The organism is Pirellulales bacterium, assembly GCA_036490175.1.
Taxonomy (GTDB): Bacteria; Planctomycetota; Planctomycetia; order Pirellulales; family JACPPG01; genus JACPPG01.
The window spans coordinates 1-16,366 of sequence record DASXEJ010000199.1 but is presented as its reverse complement, the minus strand read 5'-3'; the positions used below and the strand labels follow the sequence as shown (position 1 = coordinate 16,366).

General features: G+C 60.6%; 14 protein-coding genes. 12 read left to right on the top strand and 2 right to left on the bottom strand.

Translation table 11 applies throughout. The features are described from left to right. The 9 genes from VGG64_14290 to VGG64_14250 form a co-directional block, all read left to right on the top strand. Window positions 1–238 (top strand): hypothetical protein (locus VGG64_14290; protein ID HEY1600774.1); only part of this gene is annotated, 238 nt, incomplete at its 5' end. 52 nt (window positions 239–290) lie between these two features. Next, the gene (locus tag VGG64_14285; protein ID HEY1600773.1) at window positions 291–680 is read left to right on the top strand and encodes a hypothetical protein; all 390 of its coding nucleotides are present in this window, start codon (window positions 291–293) and stop codon (window positions 678–680) included. Between the two features lie 71 nt (window positions 681–751). Continuing rightward, window positions 752–1,186: a hypothetical protein gene (locus VGG64_14280; GenBank protein HEY1600772.1), complete on the top strand. Its 435-nt coding sequence runs from the start codon at window positions 752–754 to the stop codon at window positions 1,184–1,186. Window positions 1,187–1,243: 57 nt separating this feature from the next. After that, window positions 1,244–2,110, top strand: a complete 867-nt coding sequence (locus VGG64_14275) for a hypothetical protein (GenBank protein ID HEY1600771.1) — start codon at window positions 1,244–1,246, stop codon at window positions 2,108–2,110. 3 nt (window positions 2,111–2,113) lie between these two features. Further along, complete coding sequence (locus tag VGG64_14270) at window positions 2,114–4,852, top strand: hypothetical protein (GenBank protein HEY1600770.1); 2,739 nt, start codon at window positions 2,114–2,116, stop codon at window positions 4,850–4,852. A 4-nt stretch (window positions 4,853–4,856) separates the two neighbouring features. Continuing rightward, complete coding sequence (locus VGG64_14265; protein HEY1600769.1) at window positions 4,857–5,366, top strand: hypothetical protein; 510 nt, start codon at window positions 4,857–4,859, stop codon at window positions 5,364–5,366. Next, complete coding sequence (locus VGG64_14260) at window positions 5,320–5,724, top strand: hypothetical protein (GenBank protein HEY1600768.1); 405 nt, start codon at window positions 5,320–5,322, stop codon at window positions 5,722–5,724. The genes VGG64_14265 and VGG64_14260 overlap by 47 nt, the downstream gene beginning before the upstream one ends. Before the next feature lie 3 nt (window positions 5,725–5,727). Next, window positions 5,728–6,210: a hypothetical protein gene (locus VGG64_14255; protein ID HEY1600767.1), complete on the top strand. Its 483-nt coding sequence runs from the start codon at window positions 5,728–5,730 to the stop codon at window positions 6,208–6,210. A gap of 51 nt (window positions 6,211–6,261) precedes the next feature. Next, entirely contained in the window at window positions 6,262–7,863 is a 1,602-nt protein-coding gene (locus tag VGG64_14250; protein HEY1600766.1) for a LamG-like jellyroll fold domain-containing protein, read from the top strand. A 256-nt stretch (window positions 7,864–8,119) separates the two neighbouring features. On the opposite strand, the gene VGG64_14245 is transcribed toward VGG64_14250, so the two are convergent. Next, complete coding sequence (locus tag VGG64_14245; protein ID HEY1600765.1) at window positions 8,120–8,644, bottom strand: helix-turn-helix transcriptional regulator; 525 nt, start codon at window positions 8,642–8,644, stop codon at window positions 8,120–8,122. 347 nt (window positions 8,645–8,991) lie between these two features. Between VGG64_14245 and VGG64_14240 the strand changes: the two genes are divergently transcribed. Next, the gene (locus tag VGG64_14240; protein HEY1600764.1) at window positions 8,992–9,294 is read left to right on the top strand and encodes a hypothetical protein; all 303 of its coding nucleotides are present in this window, start codon (window positions 8,992–8,994) and stop codon (window positions 9,292–9,294) included. A gap of 116 nt (window positions 9,295–9,410) precedes the next feature. Here VGG64_14240 and VGG64_14235 read toward each other — a convergent pair whose 3' ends face one another. Then, window positions 9,411–10,232, bottom strand: coding sequence for a 3'-5' exonuclease (locus tag VGG64_14235; protein HEY1600763.1), 822 nt, complete (start codon window positions 10,230–10,232; stop codon window positions 9,411–9,413). A gap of 232 nt (window positions 10,233–10,464) precedes the next feature. Here VGG64_14235 and VGG64_14230 point away from each other — a divergent pair, with 232 nt between their 5' ends. Both VGG64_14230 and VGG64_14225 read left to right on the top strand, forming a co-directional pair. Continuing rightward, a complete protein-coding gene (locus tag VGG64_14230; GenBank protein HEY1600762.1) occupies window positions 10,465–13,806 on the top strand; it encodes a transglutaminase family protein in 3,342 nt (1,113 codons plus the stop codon). After that, on the top strand, window positions 13,803–16,352 hold the full coding sequence (locus VGG64_14225) for a circularly permuted type 2 ATP-grasp protein (GenBank protein ID HEY1600761.1): 2,550 nt from the start codon (window positions 13,803–13,805) through the stop codon (window positions 16,350–16,352). Before VGG64_14230 ends, VGG64_14225 begins: the two co-directional genes overlap by 4 nt. The last annotated feature ends 14 nt before the right edge of the window (window positions 16,353–16,366 follow it).

The window sequence follows — 16,366 nt, the reverse complement described above, 5'->3', positions numbered from 1 at the left end:
TGCCTCGACGACGCCTGGCGACGATTTGCTCGTCGGCGCGGCTGCCACCGCGGCTTGGAGCGCGCCCTTTGGTGCGTCGACGGATCGGGTCAGGCTGCCGGCCGATAGTTGCCTGATGCTCGTCAACCAACTCGGCGGCTGGCCCGTTGCCGTCGGCACTGCCGACACATTACGGATCGCCAACCCCGGCAGCGACGCGGTCGACTACAAGATCGTCGTGGTAGGCGTTCATCCCTAGCAGGCAGTTCTTCGTCGTCTCTGTTCGTTGCTCAACTTCGCGGAGCTTTTGCATGGCGACCATCAGCGGCAAGAATGGCAAGGTACTGATCGACAGTACAACCTTGGCCGAGATCACCGATTGGACATTTCACACGACATCCGTCAACCACGCGTACGCGAGTTCCTCGACGGGAGGTTTCCGCCGGCGCGTGCCAGGTGTTAAAGACGGCGCGGGCAGCATCGGCTTCAAACTCGACGTGGCCGATCCCGTTACAGACGATTTCGACGAAGGCTCTGCGGTGACGCTTTTGCTCTATATCGACGCCACGCACTTTTACTCCGTGCCGGCGATCATCGACTCGATCCAACTTGCCGTCGATATCTCTAGCGGTGATGTGCTAGGAGGCACGGCACAGTTCTCTGCGAACGGCACGTGGACAAAGCCGAGCTACGGAAGTTGACCGGGCCAACCGGCCCACAATCGATGAACGACAGCCGGGGTAACCGGTTGGCATGCGAAGGAGTCTGAACCGTGGACGAAATCGCGCCGCATGGGGCACCGGAGCCGGCGTCTCGGCCGACCGCACGACGGACACAACGCTCGTCGGTTGTCCGTCGGATGCGCAAACGCGTGGCAAAGCTGGCGGCACTGGCCGTGCGGTCTGCGGTGGCCAGCAAATACTTGTCGCTGGGAACAAGTTCGCGGCTGCCGGGACCGCGCAACACTCGGAAACGTGGCGATCGAACTAAACGAGGCGAGCCCGCGTCGGCGGTGCCGCGCCAGCCCAGCGGGCGCCGGGCGCGCTCGATCGGTTCGGCAAGTGCGCAGGCCGCGAGGCGTTCGCCCACTCAATGGCAACAGCAGCAGCTCGATGCGTTGCTGCGCATGGACGAGAACTTGCACCGGCTACGCCAATCTTCCGAGTCGCAGCGACAGACATTGGCCGTGTTTACAGAGCCGGAGTAATTGAGCGCGCGTCCCACAAGGTCGGCGCGCCTGTCCCACTTACCCTGAGATGCCTGCATGACGGTCGCGTTTGAAGAATTAGAAGGTTCGCCCAAGATTCGCGTCAATGAGCAAGGTACGACCGCGGTCCGCTCATTTCGCGTCGCCTGGGACGACTGGCAGGAATTCGTACACGATCTGATCGGTATCTTTCGCGTGCTTGGGTTGGCCACGCAATTCGTGCCGCCGATCGAGTTTCCTGGCCTGCCGAATCTGATCGTCAGCGACGTGCAGGTGGAACCGTTCGATCCGGACAATCCTGACGGCTCGTTGGGCGTTTCGCTGGGTTCGTTGACCAACGCGTATCCGAGCGGCGGGGCGCGCGTCACTGCGACGTACCGGACGATGTTCGACGAATTCAGTCCGTCGCGGCCGGATCTCCCCAGCGTTCCGAACGGCACCTTCCTGACGTATTCAGCCAACATTGGCTCGGAGCGATCCGCTGTGCCCGGACGTGCCTGGAATTGGAGCGGTGGTTCGGGCGAGCGCGTCGCCGACGATATCAATCCGGGCGTGATGGTTCCGAGCGGCTTGTTCACGTTGCGCTGGCAGCGCGTGCCGTCTCCTCCCTGGTCACAGATTCGCATGCTGCGCGGCAAGGTGAACAGTGGCACTTTCCTATCGGCCGCGCCCGGAACCGTGCTATTTCAGGGTGTTCGCGCATCGCGGCGCTTTCAGTTCATTGCCGACGGAGGCTTCTGGAACTTGGACTACATGTTCGCCGAGAACACCAAGACTCTGAGCGACCGGGTCACGACCGTGGGCTGGAATTATTTCTACAAAGAGATGGGACTATCCGGCGAGCATTGGGTGGCTATCGAGAATCAGGAGGGTAATCCGCCTTACCAGTCGGGTGATTTTCTGCAACTTTTCCAGTTCGAGTAATTCATGCCTGCCCCGATTCCACTGGTCCGGCCCGGCGATTTGATCTCGGCGGCCAAGTTCAACGAAGTCATCGAAGAGTTGAATGCGCTTGCGCAGATCTCGGGCGCGTACCCTATCGAAGTGCATCACGATGCCGCCGGCGTGCGCATTGGCTTGGCTCGTCAGTTCCAGGCTTGGCTCTTCCGCATTCAAACGGTGCCATCGGTCTTGCCTCTCACGGCAGACAACGTGCCGTATTACAGCGCCACGCGCTTGCGGCTTAATAGCACCGATAGTTACACGCCACAGTCACCGTCGGACGTGCAACTGTATGATCCGCTCGCCAAGGACGTATCCGCCAAACGGCTGATGGAAGGGGATTGGGTGCTGGCAACGTTCGATGCCGACACCGGTCGCTGGCAAATCGTGCGCGATCCGTTCCGAAGTGTACAAGTCGTGCGGTTCAAGCTGACGACTACGCTCACGCTTGGCGGGAGTGCCACCGCGATCATCCGACAGTATGACGCCAGCGTGCCCGGCTACGTCGACGGCGACACGATCACGGTCAAAGACTACTTCGGGGCGATCGGCGATCCGGGCGAGTGGCAGGGCTACGAGGGGCACTATGGCTTCGCGGTGAAACTGCCCGACCTGGACGAGTGGCAGATTCTCTACCTGGAACACGTGGCCCGCTTCATCGCCTTTACCACCACCAGCATCTTTTCCACGCAGCAGGCCGCCGCCAGCTTGAGCGTCATCGGACTGACGCGCAGTTATTGGGGAGGCAAGAACACCAGCGGCTTTGTCAACGTCTGGGATTCCCAAAACCTGTATGCCGCCATGCCCGAGGGAAGTCCCGGCATTGCCGTCTGGGATGAGTTTCAAGAAGAGTATCGCGTCATCGACATGGGAGGGGGCGGCGACAGCCTCTTACTATTTTACCTGAACGCGCCGCTCACCAAGGGCGGCAGCGCCGACGCTTCGCTCTTAACCTGGAACGCCGGCACGTCGACGTGGGACGTGGGAATGACCAGCGTGACGGTATTCGATAGCGCCCAGTTGGGCCCGGCACTGATGGGCGATCGCGGCGTCTGCTTTCTCTCCCAGACCAGCGGCCGCTATGAAGTCGTGTCGCTGCCGGGCACCGGCGGCGTGAAAATAATCCGCTTCAAGACCACCGACCCGCTGGCGCTGGGCGGCACTGCGGGAGCCGTCAAGCAAAACTGGAACGCCGGCACGTCGACCTATGACGATGGCGATGCGATTACTGTCGTTGACTTCTACGGCTCGCTCGGCCGCCGCGGCAAGTTCCAAGGGCCCAGCGGCCTGTACGGCTTCGCGGTCAACCTGGGGGATAAAGACGAGTGGCAGATCATCGACATGGAGCGGATTGCGTTATTTGCGGTCGTGCAACTGACCGAGGACATGGGCGCTACAACCCCCCACGTTGCCAGTTGCACGTTCCCGCAATTTTGGGAGGGGCAGACCACGGCGGGCGCAACTGCGGTTCTCGACACCGTGGGCATCTATGGCTCATTGATCGACACCGAGTACGCGCTGGCTGTGTGGGACGACAATTCGGTCGCCTATCGTTTGATCGACGGCCAGCAAGGCGGCTCCAGCATCAAATACGCCCGCGCCTACGCCGATCACACGCTGGCCGGTACTAGCAAGAGCAACAGCCACTACGTCGAGTGCCAGCCGGTCGACGACATCACGGGCGCGGGTTACGACTCCGGCAGCGATCATTTTAATGTGCTGTTGCCCAGCCCCTCGGCGGCGCAAGATCCCAACGTCGAGGCGGGCGTGGTGATCGGTTACACCACCGACGACGACGGCAATCACGTGTGCGTTACCGATTACCTGGACGACTGCCGCAAGACGATCAAGATTTGGGGAGGGACCGCGGCCAGCATCCCGCACGGCTGGCACTTGTGCGACGGTAGCAACGGCACGCCCGACCTGCGCAGCAAGTTCGTTGTGGGAGCGAGCCCGGGCGACGATAGCAACTTCGACGGCAACGAAAACGGCACCGACGTCGGCGACAGCGGGGGCCAGCAGAAGCACAAGCACGACGACCACGAGCCGCAGCCGACAAGCGCCGTAACGCTGACCGCCACGACCGAGGTTGTCACCTCGAGCGCCGCCGACTTTATCGGCTACCCTACGAACCTGGACACGTCCCCCAACATGACGGGCTTCCCCGTCGCTACGGGATTCACCGAGGGAGCCGACCTGCGCATTATCGGCGGCGCGGGGGACATCGGCGAAGATCCCACGATCGACACCAGCGATACGTCGCTGACGGCTACGGTCGACGGGGGCGGTACGTCTCAGATCAGGATCAACACGCCTGGCACCAGCAAGGGATCGACCCAAGTTTGCGTTGTCGGTAGCGGGCTGCCCGACGAAGGCGAGGACGGTTGCCCCGGCTATACGCTGGATAGCACCATCTCGATCAGCCCCAACGGCCACCATCATACGGTTGATGTCGGCCAGATCATCGACGCGATGGTCTTTGACTTCATCATTCAACCCAACCCGCACAACCACTTCGCGCAACTGCCGGTCGAGGGAATCACCTTCTCCCCATCGTCGACCGAGTACACGCCCGAGGGACGTGTCACGCTCGACATCGGTGCCGAGGCCGAGACGATCATCGTGCCCGGTACCCACTTCCACTACACGCCCACGCTGGAACACAGCCAGGCGTACCACATTCCACCGTACTTTGCCCTTTGTTACATCATGCGGACGAGCTGACGCGATGCTAGAGCGAATCGTGATTATCAATATGTGGCGCTCGTCGGAGTATCCCGACGAGGACCGCTTTACCATGTACAAGATCGTCGAATCGGTATGGGCCGGCGAGGTCGTGTTCCTGCTGGGCTGCGCCCAACTGCGCGATGCCGACGGCAATCGGATTGTCGATGCCGAGTGCAACTGCGGTAAGCACGACCTGTGGGCCACGGCCAACCCGGACGGCCCGCTGCACTGCCATATCGAAACAGCGATCGTTAACCCCTACTTTCGACGCCGACGAATCGGCATGGAATTTATGTATGAGCTTGAACGCCGCTGGCCCGGAGTCACCGCAACGCCCCGACACCAGGACGGCCCCGAAGCCTACGACCGCGGCTGGGCCAGTCTCAAGGATCAAATCATGGCCACGGGCGACCCGCACGTCGGCCGTGCTGACCTGGCTGTGTACGTTCCTTGTGAACCATCGCGTGTACTCACGCCTACCCTTGATCTATCACGGCGAGACGGCGCTTGACCGCTGGCTGCTGTGGGAAACGAGATATTTTTCGGTCTGGCTGCACAAGTTCGTAATGACGGAGCGCGAAGGCTATTACCACGTTCACCCGTTTTGGTTGCTCAAGTTCATTATCTGGCGCGGCTACGTGGAATGGCTTGTACCGATCGACGGAGGCACACCGCGCCGGAGAAATTGCCGACCCGGCATGATCCTGTACCAGGGAAGGTCGATCGGCCACCGCGTCTTGTTGCGCGGCGAGAAGCCAAGCTGGAGCTTTTGTATTTACGGGCCCTACCAGGGCCAAGGGATCTTTTTCAAGGGGGGCAAGCGTCTGCCCTACAACGATTACATGATGAAAACCCGCACGAAGGAGTAACACATGGCCGCCGCCGTCAAAGCACTACGTTGTCTGCTGCAATTCGACATCGACGAAGATCCGGGGAGCGAACCGGCAGGCATTACGCTGTTGAGTACCTTCAAGGGACTCGACCAGCAACTCTTCCTTGGACCAACTTCGGCTATCGTGCCGGCCCTGTTCTCGATCTACAACACGCTGATTAGCGGGGGCGGATACACGATCGACACCACGGCCGCGCAAGGCACCAACGGCACCATCAATGCCAACGGCAAGAAACTGTTGGGCGTGGTGATCAGTAACCCGGCCGCCAGTGCGGGCGACGTGCAGATCGCCACCGGCGGAAGCAACGGCTACGTGTTGCCCCAGCCCGTGAAGGTCAAGCCAGGCGGCTTTGCGTTCGAGTGGTTTGCCAGCGGGTTGACCGCCATCGACGGCACCCATAAGACGCTGGACATCACGGCCACCGACGGCGATACGCCCATGGTCGGCCTGTTATTCGGGTAATTTCTGAGGGACCGGGCACATCCCATAGCTTCTCGCGCAAAGGATCCGATCATGAGACATCGCCCACTTACTTCGGCACTCGACCTACGGCACACGGCATCGCTAAGCGCCGCGGCGGCGCCTGTGCCGTTACGGTTCCTGAGCTTGCTGCGGTTATTCATCGATGCGAGCTATACCGCGTCGATGACGTTTTGTAAGGCGGTGCAATTCGTTGCCAACAGTTCGCAATATTTGCAGGCGGCGCATGCGGCGACGCTTGATTTCAGCGCGGGCACGAATGCCAATACGTTTTCGTGCGAGATCTGGCGAAACACCGCAACCACGGGTAGTAACCGCTGCTACTTGTCCAAGGACGTATTCAACACCGCGGGCAATCATGGTTGGTCGTTGAGGACCTCAGGCACAGTCGGCCACGAAAGCCAGCTCGAGTTTTGGGCCTGGAACAACGCTGCAAACGCCTATGGCGCCGTGGTCACCTCGGATGCGCCTAGCAACTGGTCGCATTGTGTCGTGACGGTCGATCTTACTACGCCGGCAGTGAATTTCTATTTCGACGGAGCGACGGTCCCCGCGAGCACATCCAGCCTGAGCGGAACGCTGGGGCCGTTGCCAACCGGGCAAACCGCGCCGCTACTTGTCGGCGCTTGGAATTTTGGCAGTTCGGGTGGTCTTGCCAATTTTTATGACGGCGCCCTGGCGAGTGTGCGCATCTGGCGTCAGTCGCTGCCGACGGTTTTGATTCCAGCGCTGTTCAATGGCGGCTTTCCGGTGCCTTTTGCCAGGCTACGCGGCAGCGAGAAGACATATCTCGTCGCTGCTTGGGACCTAACCGAGGCCGGCGGAGAACGTCTCGACTCGAGCGCTAGCGCCAACCACCTTGCCGAGCGGAACGGCCCTCTCGGTCAGGCAACGCTGTGCGCACGTCTGATGGATCGCAGCCCGGCCGGGTACTTGTTCTTGGCGCCGCGATTTAATTATGCGCCGTTTTGGGTTGAGGAATCGCCGATAAATGGTCGACCGGCGCTGCAGTTTTGCGGGCAGCATTGGTTACACGCTTACGCGCCAGGATTCTGCAGCGCGTGCCTCTCTGGCGATATCGTTACGGTGATTCAGCCCACGGACCTTTCGATAGCGAATTTCGATTATTCGATCATCACGGCCGACAAAGAATCCTACGACGGCAATTTCACGTACTTCTTTCCGATGATTTACAACTCCAAGCTATCGCTGCGCATTCGCCGTGACGAAGGGACGTCGATCAATAGCGACCCACGCGGCACCACAACGCTTAACGCCGGCAACACCTTGGTGACGAACCAGCGCGGATTCGGAACTGGCGACGCGGCGAGCCTGGCCTATCGCGTTAACGGCAATACAAATCCGATCGATACGACGTATAAAAACTACAGCACCAACGGCGGCAACGTACAAAACCAATGGTTGGGGAACATGGAATTGGTCGACTCGCTCGTTCTCGGCGGCTTGAACTATGATTCGGGCTCCCCTATCGAAGGTCCTTACAGCATCCAGGATCGGTTCGCTGGGTATATCGCCGCGGCCGTGATATATGGTGGCACGACGACCGATGGCAGCCTGTCCGACGCAGAAAACCTGGCGGTGGAGAATTGGGCCCGAGCTTTGGCCGGCGTGTGAACCTTGATAAATGAGTGAACCTGGAATGTTAACGACGACCAGCGAATCGCAACGGCGTAGGTTGCGTCGATCGCGTGCCCCTGTCGAGTGGGGGACGCGTCGAGCCGCGCGCTTCCCATGTGTCAGATTTACAACAGGCGCGACTGAGACCGCACGAGTTACAGCGGACAAAGTCTGCGGCACGATTGTTGCGAATGCGCTTTGCCAGATCGCGCCTCGGCAGTGGCGTTTCCATCTACCACGAACCGTACCTGAATCAGGGGGCAGCCTTCACGCGTTCGTACAGCAGTTCCAGGATCCCGGCGATCACGTCGGCTTGCTCGGTTTCGAGCAGCAGCGCCAGCTTGTCGTGCAGCTCGCGCTTGCGATTGATCGCTTCAGCGGCGTGCAGGACCCCTTCGGCCGTCAATGCCCCGCCCGTTCCCATATGGCTATAGATTTCATCGAAGTCGGACTCGTTCCAGTCTGCGAACAAATCGGGACGTTCGTGTACGACTTCATCGACAATCGGGTTCGTTTGACGGTCGAAACGCCGTCGCGAGAGCATAACCGGACTTTGAAAGAACTCGTTCGCGTCGACACCCAGGCCCGACGCCAATTGATGAAGTGTGCGGGCGTGCGGTTTGGCGCTTGCGCCACTCAAGATGCCTTTGACGGTGCGCTCATCAAGTCCCGTACGTTGCGCAACCTCGATCACGGTCAGATCGAACTGAGCCATCAGACGACGGAGATTTTGCGCGAAATGCGACATTGTCGGGTACAGAAAAGTGAGAACCGACACGATAAGATTTATGGGCTTTTTGTGTTGACAGCATTTGGTGTACTCTTGTATACTAAAAACCGACGCGTGGGTCCAGCTTTTTTGCTGACACAATTTCGGATTGACGCCAATTTCGCCTTGGTTTGCGGAAGCGATGTTGATGTCGATTGAACCGAGGCGTGATGTGAGTCAATGGCCGACGCTGTGTTCCGGCAGGTGCTGTCTCGCGACGGGCCTAGCCGCCCGCGTGAGCTGCCGTGGTTTAGTCTGCCTGATGCTGGGGCGCCGATCGCAGGGGGCGGGGCGCGGATGAGCGTGTGACGAACTGTTCAAGCGCCGAGGGGCGGCGCGCGTGAGGACATTCATATATGACGCCTAGGAAATCGACGCCCGATCTGTTCCGAATCTGGATCACTCGATTCTCAAGTTGGCAGCCGCGATCGTGGCAGGATCTGCCTCCCGAGGCCGTTGCCATCGAGCTGGCAGAAGTCGGCTGCTTCAACGCGATTGAGGCGGTGGCCTACATCGAAGGACATAACACCGCCGCCATTGGTCGGCAAGATCGACGCTGGGCCGTCGCGGTGCCGGTCATTCTGGCGTACGAAGGCGATCCGCAACCCGGCGATGTCATTTTTCCGCAACAGATGGCCCTGACGCCCTGCGCGGGTTGAGGTGTCGCACACGTCGTGAGCGTGTTGCCACAAATCATTAGCGCTGACGCCCGTCGCATCCGTTCGCAGGATCGCTAACTTCGGCAGGACCAAGCCAGAGTGCGGACGAGTTACCCCTATTTTGTGGCACTGTGCCAAGGGTCTGGCCAATCTCCCCAGCGCTCGAGATAGAGACGATACGCCCGCACTTCTTTCGACCGTGCAGCTAGCCAGGTCTTGGTCTCGGCGATGATTCCTTGTTCCGCATCGAGGGCCAACCGGCCTAGCAGCACGCGTGTGCGCAGAAAGACGAAATAGGTGTCCAAGACATCGCAGCGGCAGTAGTCGTGGATCTCGGCCACTTTTCCCGCGTCGAAGAGGTCCTGAACCATGTGCCCTTCGACGTCCATTTTGCCCGGTTTGCCGAGCAAGTTGGCAGCCAAATTCAATCCACCGGTAAATCGCGAACTTCCAAAGTTGGTCAGCAACTCTTGCAAGTCGATGTGGGCGTCAAGGTTGAATCTGTTTCGCGGCTGTTCAAAGCTCTTGGCCGTCAGGTTGAACCAGCCTGGCACACTGATGCCGTAGCGAAAGGCTGCCAACTCCAAGAGAGGAATATCGAAAGTCCGGCCGTTAAAGCTGACCAGCGTCGGTCGGCCGTGCTTCTCCCATCCGCGCCAGAAATGCTCGGTCATGACGTGGGGGCGGGCGTCTGCGTCATCGAGAACCGAGATGTCGACCAGTCGGAACTCGGCGTCGATTTTGCCCACTGCGATCGAGAGCGGAATCTGGTAGGTGTAGGGAACGAAGTCGCTGCCATGCTTGGCGAACAGCTCTTCGCGATACTTCTTCACGGCTGCCGCCGGCGCCAATTTTTGATCTGGATAGAGCAGCCTCGACACGAGCGCGCCATCGGCGATGCTTTCGATGTCAAACACGAGATATCGCGTCGCCGCCATGCGTAGACCATCCGTGAGATGCAGGAAAAGGGCTCGTCGTCGCCTGTCAAGATACCATAGCGCCTCGTGCTAGACGACGACTTGAACGCAATCCTTGTAGGACACCGCCAGTGGTGCGAAACCGTCCATTTGCCGACTACTCCGAGCAGCGCGTTTAGGCTAAACTCGGACCAAGCAAATTGGAGCAGGCGGGCCATGAGCGCACAAGTCACACCAATGCAAACACCGAACTATGGCCATCCGAGTTGCGCTGCACCATGAAACCCGTTACATATACGATCGTCCGGTAACTCTCTCGCCGCAGATCGTCCGCTTGCGCCCGGCTCCGCACGGTCGGACGCCGATTATCAGCTACTCGCTGGACGTCGAGCCTACGGATCATTTCCAGAACTGGCAGCAAGATCCGCACGGCAATTTTCTCGCGCGGTTTGTGTTTCCTAATCGCACCAGCTCGCTGCGGGTTACGGTCGACCTGATCGCCGAGCTGACGGTGATTAATCCGTTCGATTTCTTCATCGAAACTTCGGCCGAGCAATTTCCGTTTGTCTACGAGCCCTGGCTGGCGCGAGAATTGCGGCCGTACTTGGAAATCGAGCCGGCCGGCAAGCACTTCGCCGCCTACATGCCGACGGTCGCCCGCCCACGGCAAAAGACCGTCGACTTTCTGGTGGGCCTCAATCAGCAAGTGCAACAGGACATCGGCTATTTGATCCGGATGGAACCCGGCGTGCAGAGTTGCGAGGAGACTCTCACGCGGCGCTCGGGTTCCTGCCGCGACTCGGCCTGGCTGTTGGTGCAAATCCTGCGCAATCTGGGCCTGGCCGCCCGATTCGTCTCGGGCTACCTGGTGCAACTGATGCCCGACTCGAAGCCGCTGGAAGGGCCCGCCGGCGCGCTGCAAGACTTTACGGATCTGCACGCCTGGACGGAAGTATTCATTCCGGGGGCCGGTTGGATCGGGCTGGATCCGACCTCGGGTTTGCTCGCCGACGAAGGACACATCCCGCTGGCGTGCTCACCCGACCCGGCCACGGCAGCCCCGATTACCGGCGGAGTCGACGAGTGCAAGACCGAGTTCGAGTTCTCCATGTCGATCGCGCGGATTCATGAAGATCCGCGCGTCACCAAGCCGTACACCGACGACGAGTGGGCGCAGATCGAATCGCTTGGCTACGCCGTCGACGACCGACTGCAAGCCGGCGATGTGCGACTGACGATGGGAGGCGAGCCGACGTTTGTATCTATCGACGATATGGACGGTGACGAGTGGAACGTAGCCGCCGTAGGGCCAAACAAGCGGAGCTTGTCGGAGGTCCTCATTCGTAGATTGCAAGCCAGCTTCGCGCCCGAGGCACTGTTGCACTTCGGCCAGGGAAAGTGGTACCCCGGCGAGTCCCTGCCGCGATGGGCCTTGGCGTGCTATTGGCGGGCCGATGGCCAGCCGGTGTGGGGCGATGCCAGCTTGATCGCCAAGGAGGGGGAAAAGCACGGGCACACGGCCCGCGATGCGGAGCAATTCGTAGAGCGGATGGCCGAGTATTTGCAAGTTGACGCGGCCTGGATGGTCCCCGCTTACGAAGACCCTTGGCACTATTTGGCCCAAGAGCGACATTTGCCGGTCAATGTCGACGCGCGCGACTCAAAACTGGCAAACGCTGAAGAGCGCGCGCGCTTGGCCAGCGTCTTCGAGCGCGGGCTGGGAACGACGACAGGTTACGTGTTGCCCATCGAGCGCCAATGGTGGCAAGGTAAACCACGCTGGCGCAGCGGGCCCTGGCCGGTGCGGACCGATGCGTTGTTTCTGCTGCCGGGCGATTCGCCACTCGGTTTACGCTTGCCGCTGGATGCGCTGCCGTATGTTCCCCCTAGCATGCGGCGGACTCTCTATCCGCTCGACCCCACGGCGCCACGCGATCCATTGCCGAATTTCGCCGGAAGAATTGCACAGCCCGAGATTCCGGCTCGCAGTCGCGGTCGGGACGCGACAGAGCGGCACGAACAGGAGACGCTGCGTGCGGCTTCACCGAACGTCGACCCGGCCGACGTGATTCGCACGGCGCTGTGCGTAGAGCCGCGCGCCGGAACGCTGCACGTTTTCTTGCCCCCGGTAGAACGGCTGGAAGACTATCTGGATTTGATCGCGGCTACCGAAGCGGCTGCCAAGGACCTGAAGACACCCGTGGTGGTCGAAGGGTATCCGCCGCCGACAGATTATCGATTGAACAACTTCAAGGTCACGCCCGATCCAGGAGTGATCGAAGTCAACACGCCTCCGTCGCGCAACTGGGGTGAGCTGGTACATATCACTACCACACTTTACGAAGAAGCGCGGCAGACGCGGCTGGGCACGGAAAAATTCGCCTATGACGGGCGACACACCGGCACGGGGGGCGGCAATCACGTGGTCCTCGGCGGGCCAACTCCCGTTGACAGCCCGTTCTTACGTCGGCCTGATTTGCTGCGCAGCTTGGTGAGCTATTGGAACAATCATCCGTCGCTGTCTTACTTGTTCTCGGGGGCGTTCATCGGGCCGACCAGTCAAGCCCCGCGCGCAGACGAGGGACGGCGTGATTCGGTGTACGAGCTGGAGCTGGCTTGTGCCCAGATACCCGACCCGTACGACATTAGTGGCATGCACTGCCCGCCCTGGCTCGTCGACAGAATTTTTCGGAATTTGCTGGTCGACGTCACCGGCAATACCCACCGCGCCGAGTTCTGCATCGACAAGCTCTATTCTCCCGACAGCGCCACGGGGCGACTGGGGCTAGTCGAGTTTCGCGCGTTCGAGATGCCGCCGCACGCCCGTATGAGCCTCACGCAGCAGCTGTTGTTGCGGGCTCTGGTGGCCCGATTCTGGGAGAACCCGTACCGCGAGAAAATGGTGCGCTGGGGAACGACATTGCACGATCGGTTCCTGCTTCCCTATTTTGTGCAACAGGACTTTCGCGACATCATTCGCGAGACACGCCTGGCGGGTTTTCCGTTGGAGCTGAGCTGGTTCGCGGCCCACTTCGAATTCCGTTTTCCGATGATTGGCATCGTCGCGCAGGACGGTTTGCAGCTAGAATTGAGACAAGCAATCGAGCCGTGGTACGTCCTGGGCGAGGAACCCAGCGGCGGAGGCACGACACGCTACGTGGATTCCTCGGTAGAGCGGCTCCAGGTCAAAGTGACAGGCATGACGCAATCACGACACGTGATTACTTGCAATGGACGCAAGGTGCCGCTGCACCCCACCGGTATTGAAGGGGAATTCGTCGCCGGCGTGCGATACCGCGCCTGGCAGCCGCCTAGCTGCCTGCACCCCACGATCGTGGTCAATGTGCCGCTGACTTTCGACATCGTCGACGCCTGGCAGGATTGCAGCATCGGTGGGTGTTCGTTTCATGTCGCACACCCCGGTGGGCGAAATTACACGACCTCGCCGGTCAATGCGTATGAGGCCGAGAGTCGCCGCGCCTCACGATTCTTTCGGATGGGCCACACAGGGGGTCGATGGCGCGCTCCCGATGAGCAACCCAACCCCGAGTACCCAATGACGTTGGATCTCCGCCGCCCATCCGCTGAAAGATGAGCTCTTCGTTGGCCAGCACGACGGGAACCGGCAGGATGCTCGATGGTTATGTGCCATTGCCAGGCGTATTCGATGAGTTCTACTCTGCGCCGGGAGTCTTGCGCCCGGCCTGCCGCACGTTTGCCGAGGCGCTAGCGGCCTTTGGGCCGGAAGAGTTTGCGCGTCGTCGTGAGCAAGCCGCACGCCTGGTTCACGAAAACGGCCTGATGTACAACGTGGTCGGCGATGTCGGCCAGACGGTGCGCCCTTGGGATCTCGACATTTTTCCGGCTCTGATCGGGGCCGACGAGTGGCGCCGCATCAGCGCGGCAATGATCCAACGCGCCAAGCTGCTGAATCGAATCCTGGTCGATCTGTACGGTCCGCAGCGATTGCTCAGCGAAGGGTTGTTGCCCCAGGAAGTGCTCTTCGAGCATCCGGGTTTCTTTCGGGAGTTTCACGGCCAGAAGCAGCCGCGCGATGTCTTTCTCCATCTTTACGCCGCCGACCTGGCCCGCGCACCCGACGGCCGCTGGTGGGTCGTGGCCGACCGCACCGATGCCCCCTTGGGCGCCGGTTACGCTTTGGAAAATCGCATTGTCATCTCGCGCATGTTGCCGAACATCATTCGGCGCTGCCGGGTCGAGCGATTGGCGCCGTTCTTCATCGCCTTGCGTGAAACGTTCCGCGATTTGGCGCCGAAGCAATCGCAAAATCCGCGCATCGTGCTGCTCAGTCAGGGGCCGAAGAGCCCCCACTACTTCGAGGATGCCTACCTTGCTCGATATCTGGGCTACACGCTGGTCGAGTCCGATGACCTGACTGTGCGCGATGACCATGTATTGTTAAAGACCTTGGGCGGCTTGCTGCCGGTGGATGTCGTCTTTCGTCGCTTGAGCGACGAATACGCCGACCCCTTGGAGCTACGCAACGATCCGGCCATCGGCGTGCCCGGCCTGCTGGAAGCGGTGCGGGCCGGCAACGTGGCCGTGGCCAACTCGCTAGGTAGTTCGCTGGTCGAGGCGGCCGTATTCATGTCGTACTTGCCTACGTTATGTCGGGCGTTGTTGAACGAGGAGTTGTACATGCCGTCGATCGGCACCTGGTGGTGCGGATCGGCCGAAGGTCGCAAGCATGTGCTGAATAACTTGGAAAGTCTCACCCTGCGTCCGGCGTTTGGCCGCGCCCGCGCTGAAGCGACAAGCGAAGCGATGGCCAGAGCGAATGCCGCCTCGAGCTTTTCGGAACATCCCGAGCGATTCGTGGGACAGGAACGGGTCGATCGTTCGAGCGTGCCTGTTTCGACGGACAATGGCCTCGAGCCGGCGCACCTTGCCTTGCGTGTCTACCTGGTGGCGTCGGGCAATTCCTATGTGGCTTTGCCGGGCGGGTTGGTTCGGGTTTCGCGAGATGCTGCCCCGCTGGATCGCTCAGTGCTGGGGGGGGATGGAAGCAAGGATGCCTGGGTGCTGTCCGATGGTCCAGTGCGCGAGGTGAGCTTGCTGACGCCGCCGAGCCAGGCGATTCCCTTGCGTCGTAGCGGCACCGAACTCCCCAGTCGCGTGGCCGACAATCTTTTCTGGCTGGGGCGGCAGATCGAACGTGCAGACGGTTCGGCCAGATTGCTGCGCACCGTACTGAGTCGTCTGACCAGCGAGCACGATGTCTCGGGCTTGCCAGAATTGGATCCCTTATTGCGCTGCCTGGCGGCGCTCGGCCAATTGGAACCGGGATTCGTCATCGAAGAGATCCGGCAACAGCTGCCGGCCATCGAGCGGGCGTTGCCGGCGGCCGTGTTCGATGCGACGCAATCCGCCAGCCTGGCGTCGATCGTGATCGCGACGCACCGCTTGGGCTCGCTGGTCCGCGATCGCATCTCGGTCGATAGTTGGCGGATCATTCATCGGGTTTACGAAGAATTCCAACTGTTCTCCAGCCGATCGACCGTCAGCTTGAGCGACATTCTCATGCTGGCCAATCGGATGATCATCGATCTGGCAGCCTTCGGCGGGTTGGTCGACGAGAGTATGACTCGCACGCAAGGGTGGAGATTTCTGGACATTGGCCGGCGGCTCGAGCGCGCGTTGCACACGATCACCTTGACGCAGAACATGCTCATGGACGTCGATCCCCAGGATGCGTCGGTGCTAGAGTCGTACTTGGAAGTGGCCGACAGTCTGATGACCTATCGTTCACGTTATCTGGCCACGCTGCAGCCGGCCCCCGTGCTGGACCTGGTATTGACTGACGAAACGAATCCGCGCTCCGTGGCGTTTCAGTTGGTGACCTTGGCGGATCATGTAGAGAATCTGCCGCGGGATCGTGCGCAGCCGCTACGTAGTCCCGAACAGCGGATCGTTTTGAGCTTGCTCAGTGCCGTCCGCATGGCCGACGTCGAGACTCTGCGGCGGTTGCCGCGCCATGGCGAACGCACGAAGCTCGATCGCCTACTCGGCCGGGTTAACGATCAGTTGCCACGATTGTCCGACATGATCGCGCACAAATACCTGGTACATTCCGGCACGCCGCGGCAATTGGCCGAGGCCAGGTTCGACGACCATCGATGAACTACCAAATCAGC